At 44.7% G+C, this 18,360-nt stretch carries 17 protein-coding genes; 12 read left to right on the forward strand and 5 right to left on the reverse strand.

Going from position 1 to position 18,360, the window contains the following annotated elements:
• Positions 1-172: 172 nt before the first annotated feature.
• The 4 genes from C170_RS29060 to C170_RS29075 all read left to right on the forward strand — a co-directional run bounded on the left by C170_RS29060 (position 173) and on the right by C170_RS29075 (position 4,237).
• The gene (locus C170_RS29060) at positions 173-616 is read left to right on the forward strand and encodes a GNAT family N-acetyltransferase (RefSeq protein WP_036617185.1); all 444 of its coding nucleotides are present in this window, start codon (positions 173-175) and stop codon (positions 614-616) included.
• A 146-nt stretch (positions 617-762) separates the two neighbouring features.
• Positions 763-1,959 (forward strand): MFS transporter, encoded by a 1,197-nt coding sequence (locus C170_RS29065; RefSeq protein WP_051447486.1) that lies wholly within the window; start codon positions 763-765, stop codon positions 1,957-1,959.
• On the forward strand, positions 1,941-3,263 hold the full coding sequence (locus tag C170_RS29070; RefSeq protein WP_036617193.1) for an LLM class flavin-dependent oxidoreductase: 1,323 nt from the start codon (positions 1,941-1,943) through the stop codon (positions 3,261-3,263). The genes C170_RS29065 and C170_RS29070 overlap by 19 nt, the downstream gene beginning before the upstream one ends.
• Positions 3,264-3,409: 146 nt before the next feature.
• Entirely contained in the window at positions 3,410-4,237 is an 828-nt protein-coding gene (locus C170_RS29075) for a sugar phosphate isomerase/epimerase family protein (protein ID WP_036617197.1), read from the forward strand.
• Positions 4,238-4,306: 69 nt separating this feature from the next.
• Here the strand turns inward: C170_RS29075 and C170_RS29080 are convergent, their stop codons facing one another.
• On the reverse strand, positions 4,307-5,185 hold the full coding sequence (locus C170_RS29080; protein ID WP_036617200.1) for an SDR family NAD(P)-dependent oxidoreductase: 879 nt from the start codon (positions 5,183-5,185) through the stop codon (positions 4,307-4,309).
• 135 nt (positions 5,186-5,320) lie between these two features.
• On the opposite strand from C170_RS29080, the gene C170_RS29085 reads away from it, so the two are divergent.
• Positions 5,321-5,782 (forward strand): MarR family winged helix-turn-helix transcriptional regulator, encoded by a 462-nt coding sequence (locus C170_RS29085; protein ID WP_036617203.1) that lies wholly within the window; start codon positions 5,321-5,323, stop codon positions 5,780-5,782.
• 130 nt (positions 5,783-5,912) lie between these two features.
• On the opposite strand, the gene C170_RS29090 is transcribed toward C170_RS29085, so the two are convergent.
• Together C170_RS29090 and C170_RS29095 are read right to left on the reverse strand one after the other, a co-directional pair.
• On the reverse strand, positions 5,913-6,257 hold the full coding sequence (locus tag C170_RS29090) for a hypothetical protein (protein ID WP_036617205.1): 345 nt from the start codon (positions 6,255-6,257) through the stop codon (positions 5,913-5,915).
• A 17-nt stretch (positions 6,258-6,274) separates the two neighbouring features.
• Positions 6,275-7,231 (reverse strand): hypothetical protein, encoded by a 957-nt coding sequence (locus C170_RS29095; protein WP_036617206.1) that lies wholly within the window; start codon positions 7,229-7,231, stop codon positions 6,275-6,277.
• Positions 7,232-7,841: 610 nt separating this feature from the next.
• On the opposite strand from C170_RS29095, the gene C170_RS30610 reads away from it, so the two are divergent.
• The 4 genes from C170_RS30610 (at position 7,842) to C170_RS29115 (ending at position 13,648) form a co-directional block, all read left to right on the forward strand.
• Positions 7,842-11,381: an S-layer homology domain-containing protein gene (locus tag C170_RS30610; protein ID WP_155985155.1), complete on the forward strand. Its 3,540-nt coding sequence runs from the start codon at positions 7,842-7,844 to the stop codon at positions 11,379-11,381.
• Between the two features lie 212 nt (positions 11,382-11,593).
• On the forward strand, positions 11,594-12,541 hold the full coding sequence (locus tag C170_RS29105) for a helix-turn-helix transcriptional regulator (protein ID WP_036617209.1): 948 nt from the start codon (positions 11,594-11,596) through the stop codon (positions 12,539-12,541).
• A gap of 67 nt (positions 12,542-12,608) precedes the next feature.
• Positions 12,609-13,145: a DinB family protein gene (locus C170_RS29110; RefSeq protein WP_036617212.1), complete on the forward strand. Its 537-nt coding sequence runs from the start codon at positions 12,609-12,611 to the stop codon at positions 13,143-13,145.
• A gap of 26 nt (positions 13,146-13,171) precedes the next feature.
• Positions 13,172-13,648 (forward strand): EVE domain-containing protein, encoded by a 477-nt coding sequence (locus C170_RS29115; protein WP_036617214.1) that lies wholly within the window; start codon positions 13,172-13,174, stop codon positions 13,646-13,648.
• 42 nt (positions 13,649-13,690) lie between these two features.
• On the opposite strand, the gene yidD is transcribed toward C170_RS29115, so the two are convergent.
• On the reverse strand, positions 13,691-14,197 hold the full coding sequence (yidD, locus tag C170_RS31625; protein ID WP_327196680.1) for a membrane protein insertion efficiency factor YidD: 507 nt from the start codon (positions 14,195-14,197) through the stop codon (positions 13,691-13,693).
• 16 nt (positions 14,198-14,213) lie between these two features.
• Entirely contained in the window at positions 14,214-14,435 is a 222-nt protein-coding gene (locus C170_RS29125; RefSeq protein WP_036617217.1) for a hypothetical protein, read from the reverse strand.
• Positions 14,436-14,696: 261 nt separating this feature from the next.
• Between C170_RS29125 and C170_RS29130 the strand changes: the two genes are divergently transcribed.
• From C170_RS29130 to C170_RS29140, 3 genes are all read left to right on the forward strand, one after another.
• On the forward strand, positions 14,697-15,290 hold the full coding sequence (locus C170_RS29130) for a YdeI/OmpD-associated family protein (RefSeq protein WP_036617218.1): 594 nt from the start codon (positions 14,697-14,699) through the stop codon (positions 15,288-15,290).
• A 217-nt stretch (positions 15,291-15,507) separates the two neighbouring features.
• The gene (gene licT, locus C170_RS29135) at positions 15,508-16,347 is read left to right on the forward strand and encodes a BglG family transcription antiterminator LicT (protein ID WP_036617220.1); all 840 of its coding nucleotides are present in this window, start codon (positions 15,508-15,510) and stop codon (positions 16,345-16,347) included.
• A 146-nt stretch (positions 16,348-16,493) separates the two neighbouring features.
• Positions 16,494-18,359: a beta-glucoside-specific PTS transporter subunit IIABC gene (locus tag C170_RS29140; RefSeq protein ID WP_036617221.1), complete on the forward strand. Its 1,866-nt coding sequence runs from the start codon at positions 16,494-16,496 to the stop codon at positions 18,357-18,359.
• The last annotated feature ends 1 nt before the right edge of the window (position 18,360 follow it).

Consider the following 18,360-nt stretch of genomic DNA (forward strand, 5'->3'; position numbering starts at 1 on the left):
TTGGGCTTTTTTATTTTTTTGAGGAGTTCAATAGGTTTGAAAAATATAGTGCGTTCTAAAATCTGATGTTGCTCAAGTGAGTTGTGAAAGGTATGATTTTTAGTGTCCTATCCCTATCGTGGGATAAGACATTCAAAAACTAACGTTTCTCCACTGGAAAGGAATTCAACAAATGAACCCAATAACAATGCGTCAAGCTGTACAGGCAGACCAAGAGCAACTCGCTGATTTGCGAGCCTTGGTATTATACGATGATCTAACCAGACTGGGAAGGTACGATGATGTGAAGGTGCGTGAACGTTTCCGGAATACATTCAATCCTGCCCAGACACAGATTATTGAAGTGGAGGGTTCAATGGTAGGTTGTGTAGCGTTGAAGCCCAAGTCTGAGGCATATCTATTGGAACATTTCTACATACATCCCGATTATCAAGGCCAGAGAATAGGAACTCATGTACTGAACATGCTGCTGGAACAGGATGAAGTTCAGGGGAAACGTGTTATTTTAAATGTTTTGCAGGGAAGCCCTGCTCGGCGATTGTATGAACGATTTGGATTTATATTGGACAGTGAAGATGAGGTCGATGTATTTATGTCGGTCCAATTGAAGGAATAGTACGATTACCATACGTAGTAGACCCATTCATTTAATTCTTGAATGGGTCTATTGAACTTTTCTATTATACTTTCCGATGACGTTACCCTAATATGGATAATAACCTACTTTTTATATAGGAATTATATAGTATGGAGAATGCCAAGATGCCACAATGGAAGAGAAATCTGTATATTCTGTGGTTCGGCCTGTTTTTCAATCATATGGCCTACTCGCTGTCCGTCCCGTTCTTTCCTATATTCCTGCAAAATGATCTAGGTATCCAGAGTGGCCTGGAAGCTTGGTCCGGGATTTCGATCTCCATCAGCTTTCTGATCAGTGGATTATGCGCACCTTTCTGGGGATCGCTGGCTGATAAATATGGCAGCAAACTGATGCTCGTCCGTTCAGGAGTGGGGCTAGGTATTGCACATCTGGCTAACTTCTTTGTTTACGATCCATATACGTTTATCGCGGTGAGGATCTTTCAGGGACTCATGGCTGGTTTTCATCCCGCCTCGATTACACTGATCGGTACCAATACCCCAGAGAAACAGGTGGGTTATGCACTTGGTGTGATCTCCACGGCCAGCGCTGCGGGCGGGATTCTTGGTCCTCTGGCCGGTGGTGTGTTGAGTCACTGGATCGGACTGCGGGGATGTTTCATTGCATCGGCTATTATTACATTACTCGCGGCTATGATGGTCCTCGGTGTTAAGGAGTCACGACAAGCTCGTACGATCGTTCCAACGAAGATCATAGGGGATTTGAAAAGAGCGGCTTCCACGCCGGGTTTGATGCGAATCTACGGTTTGATTCTCTTAGTCTCGACCTCTGTGCTCATCATCGAACCGGTGCTGACGCTCTATGTGGTCCAGATTGGCGGAGATGTTGGCAGTGCAACACTTAGTGCAGGGATTGTCTTCTCGGCGATTGGTGTGGCAACCGTCATTATGGGGCCGCGCTGGGGGAAGATTGGTGGAAGAATCGGATACGAGAAAACACTGTTTATTGGTCTGATTGGCGGCGGAATTGGCAGTCTGCTGCAAATGACAGCAAATAATCTGATTTATTTTGGCAGCCTGCGATTTGTTTATGGTTTGTTCTTTGCCGCAGTCTATCCGGCGTTTAATGCGCTGATCATCAAGTATGCTGATCACGATTTTCGTGGGAGGGCTGTCAGTCTGAGTCAAACGGCGAGTCAGTTCGGTATTGTGCTCGGTCCGTTAATCGGTGGTTTGCTCGGTGGATGGATCGGCATTTCGTTTATTTTTCTCTTCACAGGAGTTGTATTGCTTGGAGCGGCTTGGGCAGTGTCATCACCACAACATAGGGAGGAATATATATGTCGCAACGACAATTGAAGTTGGGAGCTAATCTGAACGGAGTGGGTAACAGCATTTCCTTTTGGCGTCACCCGGATATTCCCATTAACGCGAGCGTTAGTCTGGAGTTCTACAAGAAGCAGGTGCGTATCGCGGAAAAAGGGAAGTTTGATCTGCTCTTTATTGCAGATGGCCTCTTCATCAACGAGAAGTCCAATCCTCATTTTCTCAATCGCTTCGAACCTCTCACGCTTCTGTCCGCACTCGCCGGGGCAACTTCCCACATCGGGCTGGTTGCTACATTGTCTACTTCCTATAGTGAACCCTTCACGGTTGCGCGGCAATTTGCCTCGTTGGATCAATTAAGCGGTGGGAGAGCCGGATGGAATGTGGTTACTTCGCCTCTGGAAGGTTCGGCACTGAACTTTGGCAAAGGCGAACATCCGAACCATGCGCTACGCTACGAAATTGCGGAAGAACATCTGAATGTGGTCAAAGGCCTTTGGGATTCCTGGGAAGACGATGCCTTTGTTGGAGACAAGGAACAGGGCGTATTTTTCGATCCTGCCAAGTTACATACGTTGAATCACAAGGGAACACACTTCTCGGTGCAGGGTCCGCTTAATGTGGGGCGTTCGAAGCAGGGTCATCCGGTCATTTTCCAAGCGGGCTCATCTGAATCTGGTAAAGATCTGGCCGCCCGATCGGCAGATGCCGTCTACACGGGACATGAGACACTGGAGGAAGCTAAGGAGTTCTACCGCGATGTGAAAGCAAGTGCGGTGGCTTATGGACGCAAGGCAGAGGATATCCTGATCTTCCCGGGCATCGGCCCCATTGTGGGTAGAACAGCGGAAGAGGCGGAGCAGAAATATCAGGAAATTGCCGAACTGGTGAATATTGATCAGGCGTTGAATTACCTGGGACGTTACTTCGATCATTATGACTTCTCCCAGCACGCGCTGGACGAACCTTTTCCCGAGATTGGGGAGATTGGCAGCAACAGCTTCCGCAGTACAACGGACAAGATCAAGCAGCAGGCAAGAGAACAGGGGCTGACCTTGCGCCAAGTGGCATTGCTGGCATCTACCCCGCGTACATCGTTCATTGGTACACCGGATCAGATCGCAGATCAGATTCAGGAATGGTTTGAAGGCGAAGCGGCAGACGGATTCAATGTTCGTACCGTGGTACCCAATGGCTTGGAAGATTTCGTGGAGCTAGTTGTTCCGGTTCTGCAAGAACGAGGGCTGTTCCGTACGGAGTATGAACATGAGATGCTAAGGGAGAATCTGGGTCTTGAGATTCCGCGTAACCGGTATACGTTAGAGAGTGTAAGATAAAAAAGATAGAGCGGTAAGGACGTCAATATAACGTTGTTGCGGCTCTTTTTTGATGGTTTCTTTTTCGGAGAGTACTGCTATTATAAAATGATAAAGAAAATGATACACAAGCAGCAATTCCAGACGAGTCACAGGAGGAAATTGGGATGATTAGAGGGTTAACGAATGCGGGACTGGGCAATCTCGAGTCTGATGAACAATATATCATAGATGCGGCCAAGCACGGATTCGGATCTGTAGATTTGAATCCGCTCTCATTGATTGAAACGTATGGCAAGGAACAGGCACAACATCTGCTAGAGAGTAATCAGGTGATCATCGGTTCATCGGGTCTGACGGTAGAGTGGCGGACGACAGATGAGCAATTCCGTGAGGGATTGCAATCGTTGGTCGCTATGGCAGAAGCTTCTGCTTCGTTGGACTGTTACAGCTGTTGCACGTATATTTTACCCTCAACGGATCAACCGGCAGCGCAATTTATGGCAGCGGCTACGAAACGCTTGAGACTTTGCGCAGATATCTTGGACGCTTACGGCATTCGATTAGGGCTGGAGTTTGTTGGCTGCCACCATTTGCGGACGCAATGGAAGAATCCGTTTATCTGGCGTGTGGAAGATACGCTGGACTGGATCGAGACGATCCATGCGCCTAACGTAGGTTTACTGGTAGATTCCTATCACTGGCAAACAAATGGTTTACCGATGGAAGATCTGTTGAAGTTGAAGAAAGAGCAGATTGTTCATGTGCATATCAACGATGCTTATGATCTGCCTGTGGAAGAATTATTGGATTATGAGCGTTTGTATCCCGGCGAAGGGGTCATTGATCTGAGTGGGTTTCTGAGAAACCTGCAGGCGATTGGCTACAATGGTGTGGTGGCTCAGGAAGTACTGGCACCGGCATCGAATCTAAGTTCAAGTGAACTGTTCGCTAAGACGAAAGCAGGTTTTGACAAGGTATTTGCAGCAATCTAATTACTGAAAAAAGGAGGGGGTGTTCCTAGCTGTGTTTATGGCTTATGGAACACCCCTGTTCTTGTTCAATTAATCCAGCACGCCGTGATCTTTCATCAGTTGTTTCGTAACGATCCACAGTCTGTTTTGCATGCCCTCATCTCCGCCAGGATGTATAGGAACAATAGATGCTCCAGTTCCCACATTAAAATATCCTCCTGATACCTCGCCATACTTCGAATCCACAGCCAACCTAGTAATGATATCCGCACCCCGGCGCGGGTCGCCGATGTGCAAAAAGGTTAACATGCGTTCAAGCACACTTGCAAACCATAGCTCTCGTCCAAGACCCGTAACATTAAAGCCAGGATTCAAGGCATTTACGCGAATTCTGGTTCCACGCCATTGTCTGGCTAGTTCCCCAGTAAACATAATATTGAGCAGTTTGGTTTTGCCATAGATTGGAGAGGAACCGCGTGCAGTAAAAGGAGTGATATCCGTTAAGTCATCTGGCAACACCAGTGTGCCATGATTCCGCGAAGCTTCAGATGCAACATTGACGACTCGGGCATGGCCGGATTGAATCAGGGAAGATTGCAAGGTGTGCGTTAATAGCCAAGGCGCCAAATAGTTGACGGCTATCATCTCGGCATATCCTTCGGACGTGACTCGCTGTTCAAAAGCATGAAGTCCGGCATTATTCAAAAGTACGTCTATACGCGGATAAGCGGCTGCAATCTCAAGCCCAATACGTTTTACTTCACTCAGTAAGGACAAGTCTCCATAGAAAAATTCGATTTTGGCAGAAGGCATGATTTCCTTAATTTTGTACCTGGTAGCCTCGGCACGTTCCTTGCTTCGGGCTGTAAGTATAAGATGTGTCCCGCGTTTGGCGAGTTCCATGGCAGCAAGCTGCCCTAAACCGCTTGTTGCTCCGGTAATTACAATAATGGGATGTTTAGTTTTCATAAGAAGATCTCCTTTTGACACGAATAGATTCGGAATTATATAATGGATATAAATCAACTATAAATATTAATTGATATTTGTCAACTATATTTCAAGAGTCTACTTTCATGTTTCAGGGAGAGGGAGTTAACAATAATGAGTGAAAATCCAGTCAAAACCAAAGATAGAGCAACCCTGGAGCTAGCGCTGGGTGAGCAGATTCATGCACTGATCAGTGCATCGCATGCGCTTAACGTTCGGTCTGCCGAGCGTTTTGATGCGAACCTGCAACCTGCCGCTTTTCAACTGGTACGGTGGCTCTACTCCTATGGCCCAACAAGCGCCGCGGCTTTGGCAGAAGCAAATGCAATGGACCGCAGCTCGGTCAGCCGATTAATCAAACAACTTGAAAAGTCGGGATATGTTAGCAAAGAGCAAGACCCCAAGGATCGGCGCGGGGTGTTACTATCTCTTACGGAACTTGGTCAACAATCGACGGTTGGTGCGCTCAAGGAGAAGGAGTCAGCTTTTTATAACCGTATATCCAGATGGGATGATAAGGAACTGGAGCGTTTCACCGCCATGCTCAGGCAGTTTAATGGATTGGAAGAAAAGTGAGAGGAACAATAGTGTGGATTGTATTTGATACCTGAACCATAGGAGATGTCACCATTGAGCGAGGTAGACTACAAATTCATAGCACAAGCGGACATCTGATGATGCCCGCTCGTGAAGTTCTCAGATCATTTTATAGTTTCCAGGGAAGCTGCGGGATTTTATATCGGAAACCCTGATGGTTTCCTTTTCTCACATATATCCAAGGTGGTGGGACAGGGGTGCCTAGTGCTTTATACAAGACCGTTCCTTCATCGCTTACGGAATATTCTTCGATACTACTTTGGATATCCTCCCAATGAACCTTACCTTGGTAAGACAGTGTCTGCCCTTCAACGATAACATGAGGTGCACCTGAAATGACTCTCTGCGTTATGTTGAGAACGCCAACCTTTCCTGAGGACAAAATCATCAATTCGCTCATGAAAAGTATGATAATTAAAATGACTATACTAACAATCCATCGCTTTTTTCTCATTTTGTGACCTCCACTACCTAGGGAATCATTTGCTCATAGTTAATGTCTTTTAATGACATAATCTCGTCAGAGATGGTATTGATTTTGACTGAATAGGGCTTAATAGCTTGCAGGAATTCATTAATGGTCTTCTTGCGATCTTTATGAAAGGCTGTAGATGTTATGTGATTCTCTTTTAATACGTTATCGTTCATTATGACTTGCTTAGAATAACTAACTGAATCACTATAATCGATTAGATGCGTAACCCCCGTGAATTTGCCACTAGTTAATGTGCCTTTGGAGAATTCGGATGGTTTAATCCCGATATATTTTTCTGAAGAACCGTGTTTCTTGTTATAATTGATAATCGTGTCAAAAAAGTCCTTATCCCCGGTTAACTTTTCGTTGAAATAATCATTTTTGAGAGTAATCGTAGTTGTATGATCAGTATATCCTAGTGAGACAGTATCTGAAGAGTGGATTGCGTAATATCCCTGAGACATCTTGCCCTGATTGAATGTTCCATCGTTAATGGTGTTGTTGTAACGGTCATGTACAGGGTAAACCTTGCCATCAGAAGTAAGATACTGTACTTCTAACCATTGCGTAATTTCTTTTCCTTTACCATGATATGTATCATTAATCCATGATCCGGTGTAGGTTTTTGTAGTGAATTCACCTGTTCCATGGCCCATATTAGATTCATTGTAATCCTCAAAGGGGACACCTCCACCTTCAACTAATGTATATGTATACTTGCCTTTTCCTTGCCGTGTACCACTCACCCAATCTCCAGAGTAAACTTCGGTTTTTCCCCATCTCGCGGTTCCTTTACCATGAGGTTTCCCGTTTAAAACTTCACCATAGTACGTCGCTCCATCTGACAATTTTAAGGTTACTTTCTTCGATGCTGCTTCTGTTGGAGTAGAGCTTGATAATAGTACAATGATAATGGTGATCGTTAATCCAAAACCTAGATAGAATCTTTTCAAAAATGTGCAACTCCTTCAATGAATAATGATCTTTGCGTTGTTAGCTATCTTCAACATTATCGGTTTATATATCGTATTTTTCCAGTTTAATTATAAAGTGGAGATAGGTCGGATTTCACAAACAACTCGTCCCCAGTTCACAAAAGTAAAGATGTAAAGGCTGATACAAAATCCTGCTCAATCCAAAGTACCTGCGGCTTCAGGGCATATTATGCCTGTAGTTCGTGGGTGCTTTTTTTCTATGCTCAGCGTATACGTAACCCTGATTTTTTTTACAAAACCCACTATCTTCTCCACTTCATCATTTCGCCTACACCAATTCTCCTCCTAATGATCCACAGCAGTGGTGGAACTTTCCTGAATCGTGAACAATCTCTGAATTTTGTATCACCTCCTATTTGCAGCGTTATCCCTAGATTCACTCCCCCAATATGGAGCAGTATAGAGTATAACTTCGTTAGGATAAGTTAGAAAAACCTTTAAGGGAATATGAAAGAATGCAGGTATATGTAAAATTTTAAATACATGCTTCCAGGCCGTTGACCCTGCCCCCAAAAGTCTCTTATATTTACTCCCGACACAACAACTCAGAACGGGTGGTGGGATGATTTTGTTCATTAATAAAGGCAAGAAAATGCTCGCTATGCTTACACTTATACCCTTGGCTACAGGGATGGTCATGGGGGCTTTCCCTACTGCGATAACGTATGCAGATGCGGGGGATAACACATCAATCAACAGCTCGGCAACAGGTTCTTGGCAAACGGGAGATTTGCATGTACATACGTTTGAGTCTGATGATGCACAGGTTTCACTGGAGGACGTACTCGATGCGGGTCTAACAAAATATGGACTGGACTGGATCGCGCTTACGGATCATTTGCGGTTATCCAAGCGAGATCACAACGGGAACGACATTTCGGGTGGACCAATACCCATGTCCCAAGGGATGAATGAATATCAGGTACCACAGATCAAGGCCCTTCAGGATGCGGGCAAATACGCAGGGAAAACGATCTTCTCCGGTTTCGAATGGGACATGCCAACACATGAACACGTTGGGGTGGGGATTCTTACGGATGAGCCGAACTCAACCGAAGCGCTGAACGCTGCCAAGGAATTCGAGTACCGCTTCACGAATCGCGCAGCGAATCTGTTTAATGCAGCTGACGTAGCGAAATGGGATCAGAACGGAGGGCGTGCTTACACGTCTCATCAGGATGCCTTAACCGCTATCAATTGGCTCGCAACGAACTATCCAATGACAAGTTATGCGATGATCAACCATCCTTCACGCGGCAAAAACAAATATACCATCGCGGACTTCCGTGAGTTCAACGATCTGGCTCCACAAGTGGTATTTGGTATCGAAGGCATGTTGGGTAACCAGATGGAACCGGATCGTGGAGGGTACAACACAAGCTACAATGTAGCTAATCCGACCGCAGATGATGGATACAAATACCGTACATACGGCGGTGTAGACTATATGGTTGCCAAGGTTGGCGGGCTATGGGATGCATTGCTGGGAGAAGGACGTCACTTCTGGAACTATGGCAATTCGGATTACCACTTCAAGACGATTGGCACGAATTCCAGTGGTTATTTTCCTGGCGAATATGCTAAGACCTATTCGTGGGTTGAGGGTACAGGTATGCAGGCTGTTCTGAATGGACTGCGTTCGGGAAAATCATTTTCCGTATTCGGCGACCTGATCAACGCACTGGACTTTACAGCTTCCGGAGCGGGTGCTCAGGTTGAGATGGGCGGAGACCTTAATGTGACTCAAGGCGATGAAGTAGAGCTGAAGATTCGCTTCAAGAGTCCAACGACGAGCAACAACTATGAAAATCCAATCAACAGTGGTACGTCCGCTGGACAAGTACCCGTGGTGGATCACGTTGATCTCATCGCTGGGGATGTGACAGCCAAGGCCCAGAAGGGTACAGCCGCATATAATAAAGACACCAACGACTCTACCAAAGTACTGGCTACCTTCACATCCAACGATTGGACGACAGATGCCGAAGGCTATAATGTCATCACAACCAAGATCAAAGCCACAGACCAGGACAAGTATTTCCGCCTGCGCGGTACGAATCTGGGGATGAACGTGACAGGTGAGACTGTAAATGGTGAACCACAACTTGATCCGAAAAATACGACAGCTGATGCAACGACCCGTTTTAATCAAATTAACGATAGCAACTATCGCGATCTGTGGTTCTACTCCAACCCAATCTTCATGAGTGCCACACCTTACAGTGATGCACAGGCGGTAACCGATACACTTCAAGCAATCGATCTGGGCGATCTGAACGCGGTCCATTCCGATCTTACCCTTCCTGTTGAAGGGAAGCATGGTGCAACGATTAGCTGGTCCAGCTCCAACCCGGAACTAATGAATAACGAGGGCAAGCTGCTAACGCAACCGGACAATAATGAGCGATTGGAACTGACGGCAACCGTGCAACGTGGCACGGAGTCACAACCCAAAACGTTCACTGTCATTGTGGAAGGCAAGAATAATCAGGCGCTGGTATTAAAAAGCAACATGACTACCGCTGACGGCCAGCCGTATCACACGGATACATGGACGAACCAGTCCGTAACGGTTAGTGTAACCAGCGCAGTATACGCGCCTGCTACTTCCGCAATTATCGAGTTGTCCCGTGATGGAGGGCAGACGTATGAACTTTATACAGAGAATACACCTTTGGAGGTAACGGAGCCGGGAGAGCACAACCTTTTATTCCGAGCAACAGACGATCTGGAACAAACGTATACTTTACCTCTGGTCATTAAAATAGACCGTGAGATTCCCGTCATCACCCTGCAAGGTAGCAGCCAGATGACGCTGAACGTAGGAGATACGTACAACGAGCCTGGAGCACAGGCTTCTGATAATGTCGGCATCCGTGGTTCCGTGCAGGTGGATGGCACGGTGAACACACAAGCAGCAGGGATCTACACCCTTCGGTATAACGTGAAGGATATCGCTGGTAATGCGGCACAGGAAGTTATCCGTACCGTGACTGTACAAGCCCGCTCAGGCAATGGCGGCGGGGGTTCAGGTGGAGGTAATGGAGGCAACTCTGGTGGGAATTCTGGAGGAAGTACACCAAGTGTACCAACAACGCCTACCGTTCCAACCACACCAACGAACCCGGAAACGGGGTCAGATTCATCCACTGAAGTGAAGGTAGAGGTGGAAGTGAATCAGCCGGTCCAAACGGGTTTGAAAGACATCGTGCAATTCAATGTTCCATCGGGAGCCATTGGTTCCAAGGATACGCTGCAAGTGTCTGTGGTTACCAAGGACAAGTTGCAGAATACAGCTTCCCTGAATGTACTTGGACAAGCTGTACAGATTAGCCGCAGTGGCGGAAGAACGTTGAATGATCAGGCGGCATTGAGCCTGAATGTGGATTCGGCAGTGCTGCCTAATGGCACCCAACCTGCAATCTATTACTATAATGAAGCTCGTCAGAGCTGGGTATTTATCGGTGGCAAGATGAATGCAGCAGGAAGCATAACGGCCAATGTTAATCATCTGGGTACATTCGTTGTGTCCAGTTACACACCGGTGAATCTGTCTGACCTGAATGGACACTGGGCTTCCGACTACGCAGATCGTTTGTTGGGCATGAACGTGATTCAAGGCTACACAGATGGTACGTTCCAACCATCGAAGAAGATCACACGGGCAGAGTTTGTTACGTTGCTCAGTAAGGCGCTGGCATTGAAGTCCGTGGAGTCGGATCTGACATTTGCAGATCAAGGTAGTCTGCCAGACTGGGCAAAAGGTGATATTGCCGCAGCCGTGCAAGCCGGAATTGTGAACGGCTACGGTGATAACACATTTAAGCCTGATCGGACCATTACCCGTGCCGAGATGGCTGTTATGATGGCGAATGCGCTGAAAGTAAGTTCAGATGCACAAGCCGGAATGTCCGGTAATACCTCCGTTAAACCAAGTTTCACCGATGCATCGCAGACGCCATCTTGGGCACAAGAAGCACTGGATGCAGCGGTGCAGGCCAAGATTGTGAGTGGATATACGGACCATACGGTTCGTGCAGGAAGTGAAACGACCCGAGCGGAAGCTGCGACGATGATCTATAACTTGTTGCTGGCCATGTACGTGTAAGAAATAACAAAGAGAATTAACCGTATATAGAGCAGATATAAAGTAAACAAAAAACTGATATCCTTTTGGGGTATCAGTTTTTTTGGGGATTAAGAATATCTCATCTTGGATGATATTTGAGACGTGCCATTGCTTTAATTCACGAAACGAAAAGACAAGTTACTGTGTTAGAATAAGTTAGGTTTGGATGATGAAACGGTGGGGGCTAGAAAATGAACAAAACGGAGCGGCAACTTGCGATTACGCTTGAATTGCAGCGAAGAAAGATGCTACGAGCAGAAGATTTAGCTGCTCAATTTGAGACAAGTGTACGTACGATATATCGAGATATACAGGCGTTAAGCGAAGCTGGTGTTCCGATTATGGGTGCTCCGGGTCATGGGTATTCCCTCATGGAAGGATATTTTCTGCCCCCGGTAAGCTTCACCGCAGAGGAAGCCGTATCCCTGCTCATGGGAGCTGATTTTATCGAACAGAGATTGGATACAGAATACGCGATGGAGGCTAAGTCGGCTCAACGAAAAATTGAAGCGATTTTACCAGAAGCCGTTCGAAACGAATCAATACGTGTTCGGGAAACGATGCGACTGCTTCATACGGTTGAACCTTTAACCCGAGCACGGGTGAAAACATACCTTAACCAGATTCGTAATGCCATTTTGGAGCAACGTAAAATCAGTTTTATGTACCTGAAAAAAATGCCAGGAACGGATGGCAATCGGTATAATATGCGTGAGGTTTCACCCTACGGACTCTCACTGGTTCAGGAGAATTGGATGTTAATTGCACGTTGTGATATGCGACAAGACATCCGTCATTTTCGTTTGTCACGGATGACTGAACTTTCCGTGCTGGAGGATCAATTCCTTTTGCCACCGGATTTTGATCTAAACAGTTATCGACCTCCTGACGACCGTAACGAACAAGTATTAATCAGAGCAAAACCTGAAATTGCTGACAAAGTTATGGAGGCCCTACATTTTTATATGGATGCATTTGAGGAGCAAGAGGAAGGTGTCATTTTTCATTTTCGTGTCCGCTACCCGGAAGAAATCTTGCATTATTTACTTGGCTGGGGTGGAGATATCGAGGTCTTGGAGCCGGAGTCTTTGCGCTTCCGAATGCAGGAAGTAGCCAAAAACATCTTAAAACACTACTGACATACACCTGTCAGTAGTGTTTTTTTATACTTTGATATATCACAGATCAAGAGGAGTGGGTTGAAGGATGAGAAGTACAACGGAAGTATTGAAATCATTTGAAACGGCAGTAGAACGATATTTGGCAGAACTGAACAAATTGGATATGGGTAGCTTACTTAAAAAACAAAGTGAAGAGGAATGGTCTATTGGACAGATGTATGTACATTTGATTCAATCAGCGCTTTTCTTGCATCTGCATAATATTGAGCAGTGTTTGAGCAGCGAGGATTCGACGTTAAATTCAGGTGAGGAAAAAACAGAACTGGGTAGGAGAGTGTTCGAATTAGGACAATTCCCTCCCGTTCCAATTAAGGTTCCTGCTTCCCCGCAGTATACCCCGCAACCATCCGAGAGCATGGAGTCCTTGATTGATGGGCTTCACATGGTCGTGAAACGAATGAGGAGTACAGAATCCCTTTTATACCAAGCGTCCGTAAACAACAAAATACGTCATCCAAGGCTTGGCGCTCTAAATGCTCAGGAGTGGTTTTTGTTGATAGAGATGCACTACAGACATCATTTTTTACAATTGGATCGATTGAAATCGAATCTGGAAATGTAAACGAGAGAGGGGAATGGGATGTATCCATGAAACCAAATCAGGACAGCAAATATTGGATTGGCGTTGTATCTGCTTCTCATGTGAATGTAGCGGTAGAGGGAGGGTTTGCGCAGTTGTGCCATGGCAAGTCAGCGCTGTTGCGACAAATGTCTGCGGGTGATTGGCTGATATACTATTCTCCACGCACAGACATATCAACTGGCAAGCCACTTCAGGCTTTTACTGCTATTGGTCAAATTACCGACGACAGGATCTACCAATATCAGATGTCGGAATCATTTGTACCCTTTCGCCGAGATCTTCGTTATCTTCCGTGTCGAGAAGTAAAGATCGCAACGTTGTTAGACCAACTCAGTTTTACACGCGGGAATCGCAATTGGGGGTTTCCATTTCGTAAAGGTCATTTTGAAATTGGGGCTGAAGACTTCATGATGATAGCTTCCTCCATGTTGGAAAATGAGACATTATCACTACTGGATATTAGCTTAAGCCAGAAATGTTAACCAAAGCAAAAGGCCCATAGATTGTCTATGGACCTTTTGCTGTTACGGATAATCATATCCTCCACCGTTGATATTACATTTGCGAAGACGATGAATGCCCAAGGAAAGACCTTTAATCGCCCCGTATTTCTCAATAGCTTGAATCATATACACAGAACAGCTTGGTTCAAAACGACATTTGTTCCTCACTTCAATGGGGGCAAAACGTTGATAAATTCTAATACTCCATATCAGGATTGCTCTAACACGTCGTAGAACTATGAATAACATACTTGCTATGAAAACAATCTGGGCACTCAGCAAAGCATATACTGGAATGAATGGATTCAAGAGATAGAAACATATCATAGAGATGATTAGACCTGCGAATAATGCAAGTGTAACGTTAAGCAAAGACTTCAACCAATCGATTTCTGGAATAACATGAGTTCTTATATAGAAACTGCTTCGAGGGTCGTTTTTTTCATGATGTGTATGTAAGAGTCTAATAAGTTCTTCTTCGGATGGCATGTTATTATATATCAGTTCCTCAGATTCTGAGTTTCTCATGATTGTTGTACTATTATTAAATCTCTCTGTAGAAAATCAGCATATAATGATGCGTTGTAACAGGTTGCTGGAGACAACCGGGTTTCTCAGTGACGGATAGCGACTCCATGGATTGATAGGTCCATCCAGATTGTGCTTTGTGATTGATGATATCCGCAAATAAATTAACAGCAGCCTGAGTATCACCTCGGTTTACTTGAACATTTTTCGGACCTGGAACAACTGTGTACTCTCTCATTTAAATCATCCTTTCGTATGTTGGAATTATGGCAATAGACATTCCATTATTTTACTATGGGTATGGTAAACTGTCGATTGAAACTTATTAGATGGGATTGGATTAAATGATAGGCCATCTAACAAGATGGTCTTTGTTGCTATTAAGGTTTAAATTCAAGTAGAAAAGTCAATAAAAGCTCTGTAAGCAACGCTGTACAATCCACTGAAAACCAGTACAATTGATCCTATAAGAACATGAGATAAAGAGAGGTATTTCTCCATGACGGATACAAGTGGGAATCGCAAAGTTGACGGCTATCTAAAGAAACTCAAAACGTGGCAGGAAGAGTCCACAAAGCTGAGAGAGTTTATTCGGGATTTTGAACTGACAGAAGATATGAAATGGATGCACCCTTGTTACATGCTGGATGGGAAAAACATCGTTTTAATCCATGGATTCAAAGAATACGTGGCTATTTTGTTCTTCAAAGGTGCTCTGCTGAAGGACTCGCACGGCATTTTGGTCCAGCAAACGGAGAATGTACAGGCAGAACGCCAGCTTCGCTTCACCAGTCTGGAGCAGATTGTGGAGCAGGAGGCTATGATCAAAGCCTATATCCAGCAAGCGATTGAAGTGGAACAGGCCGGATTGCAAGTGGAAATGAAAAAAACTGCCGAATATAGCGTTCCTGAGGAACTTCAACAGCAATTCGATGAGAATCCTGCTTTCCGAGATGCATTTGAAGCACTGACACCCGGACGTCAGCGGGCATATCTCTATTATTTCTCACAACCAAAGCAATCCAAGACAAAAGTGTCACGAATCGAGAAGTACATGCAGCCGATCCTGGAGGGCAAAGGATTGAATGATTAATTTGAGTTATAAAGGTTTTCTCCAATTGACAAATATAACGTCTTCCACTAAGATAATCGTACAAGTAAATAATGAATATAATCAGGATTGTTACTGATCAGCAGGCAAGACCGATTGATATGCAAACATGTATAGGCTATATACGATGTGGGCATTATTAATGGTCTTTTTTTTGTTGCTAAATCTTGTTAACGTTTCATTATAAAAGGAGATTCGTATGAAAATCACGCGAATTATTAATAATAATGTCGTCTCTGCGGTCAATGAACGACAACAGGAGATGATGCTTCTGGGAAGTGGCATTGGCTTTCAGAAGAAAAAGGGAGATCTCGTGGAGACAGGTAAGATTGAGAAGGAATTTTTCCTGAAATCCAAAAATGTAACAGGTAAATTATATGCCTTGCTCGCCCAGATTCCCATGGAGTATATTCGGGTGTCCGACAGCATTATTCAACATGCCAAGCAGTCCTTAAACAAGGAACTCAATGAAAATATATATCTAACGTTAACGGACCATATTAATTTTGCTGTGGCACGTTACAAGCAGGGTATGAATTTCAATAATGCTTTGTTGTCTGAAATTAAAGCGTTTTATTCCAATGAATTTCGCGTGGCTATGAAAGCCCGGGATATGATTAATGAGGAATTTAACATTACACTGCCTGAAGATGAGGCAGGCTTTATTGCCCTTCATATCGTCAATGCAGAACTTGGATCTGAAATGGAAGAGACCATGAAGATTACACAGTTGATTCATAAAGTCTTGAATATTATTCGATATCAGTTTAATATACATTTTAATGAAAGCTCACTCCATTATTCCAGACTAGTCACACATTTGAAGTTTTTCGCCTATCGCTTGTTTAATCATACGGTTGTGAAAAGCAGTGACAGCGACTTTCTCCATATCATTAAAGAAAAGTATGCGAATGAATATCAATGCAGTCTCCGGATTGCACAGCTGATTCGAGTCGATTATGGAAAAGAATTAACGGAAGATGAATTGGTGTATTTAACGGTTCATATCAAAAGGGTCATTGATGAAGAGAAGGACTGATTCATCAGCCACTATAATGAGTAAACTAGGATTGTTACTGGTGAGGCAGGCAAGACCTAGAGTTCCATCGTGTATAGAGCTTATCTATATTCGATAGAATTCTAGGTCTTTTTTTATACCTAAAAACGGTTGAGGGGGAGCAGCACATGAAACATGAAAGCACAGCCGCCGATATTTTGAAACTAGTGGGTGGCGAAAAAAATGTAGATAGTGTAACACACTGTGCTACAAGATTGAGATTTAATCTGAAAGATGAGAAAGTTGCGAACAATGAAGCATTGAAAAATGTACAAGGTGTTGTGGGTGTTGCCAGCAGTGGTGGGCAATATCAGGTTATTATTGGTAATGAGGTAAACAATGTGTATAAAGCTTTGACGAAGCTGGGGAACTTTGCAACCAATGACGATGCTCCTACTGTGAAAAAGGGAAAACTGACTACGCTTCTGGACACGATCTCCGGAATATTCACACCGATTCTGCCAGCCATGATTGGTTGTGCGATGATCAAAGCCGTTCTTCTTATTTTGAAAACATTTGATCTCGTTGATCTGGATGGGCAATTCAATACAATTATGACCTTTATCGGTGATGCAGCGTATTACTTCTTGCCGATGCTGCTTGCCTGGAGTGCGGCTGTTAAGCTTAAAGCTAATGTGGGCTTTGCATTAACTATTGCTGGTGTTCTGTTGCATCCTTCATTAGGGGCGTTGATGTCTGCAGGTGAGCCTGTTGCGTTTTTAGGACTGCCTGTCACTCCGGCGACGTACACTTCGTCAGTTATTCCAATTATTTTAGCGGTATGGGTCTTGTCGTATGTTGAACGCTTTGCCGAGAAGTATTCTCCATCGGTTATCAAATCCATTCTTAAACCATTGATCGTGATTCTTATTATGGCTCCACTAACGCTGATTGTACTGGGTCCAATCGGTGCCATCGCGGGTAACTACCTGGCGTCAGGCGTTTCTTTTGTTAATACACATGCAGGTTGGTTAGTATCTGGTATTATCGGCGGGGCATTCCCGTTCTTGATTATGACAGGTATGCATTATAGTTTGGGACCTGTTGTGCTCACTGCTTATGCTCAGACGAAAACCGATAGTATTGTTGGTCCAGGTATGCTTGTACACAATATTTCTCAAGGTGCAGCTGCGCTTGCGGTCGCTCTCCGAACTAAAAATAAAGCATTTAAACAAGTTGCATATTCTACAAGTGTAACTGCCCTGCTCGGAATTACCGAACCCGCTTTGTTTGGTGTAAATCTACGCTTGAAAAGACCGCTGATCGCTGTAATCGTTGGTGGCGCTGTAGCGGGTATATATGTTGGATTGTTCGGTGTAGCTCGATCGGCTCTAGGTATTGCAGGTATAGCTACGCTGCCCGCATTTATCACGGATCATCCATGGAACCTGGTTCATGCCGCAATTGGTTGTGTGATTGCATTTGTAGTGACATTCATTATGACTCTGATCTTAGGATTTGAAGATGTACCTGAGGATGGAAAGAATCAAGCAACACAAGAAAAATCTGCTACGAACGATCGTACGCCAGTTGCCGGTGTTTCTGAACATGTCCTCACTGCTCCGTTGACTGGTAAAGTTCTGGAGTTATCCACGATTAAGGACGAAGCTTTTGCAACGGGTGCTATGGGAAAAGGGATCGCTATTGAACCTACGGTTGGAAAACTTGTAGCACCGGCAGATGGTGTGGTATCTGCGGTTTTCCCTACGTCCCATGCCATCGGTATTAGTTCAAATGATGGTGCGGAGCTTCTCATTCACATCGGGATGAATACCGTGAAACTGAAAGGTGAGCATTTCAAGGTTCACGTCAAAGAAGGCGATAGTGTAAAAGCTGGAGATTTGCTCATTGAGTTTGATACAGATGCCATAGCGGCTAAAGGTTATGATCTGACTACACCGATCATTGTTACGAATTCGGATGATTTTGTAGATGTCATCACAACGGACAAAGCATCCATTACAATCGGTGAAAATCTCATCAAGATTATTTAAG

This window comes from Paenibacillus sp. FSL H7-689, assembly GCF_000517905.1.
Taxonomy (GTDB): domain Bacteria; phylum Bacillota; class Bacilli; order Paenibacillales; family Paenibacillaceae; genus Paenibacillus; species Paenibacillus amylolyticus.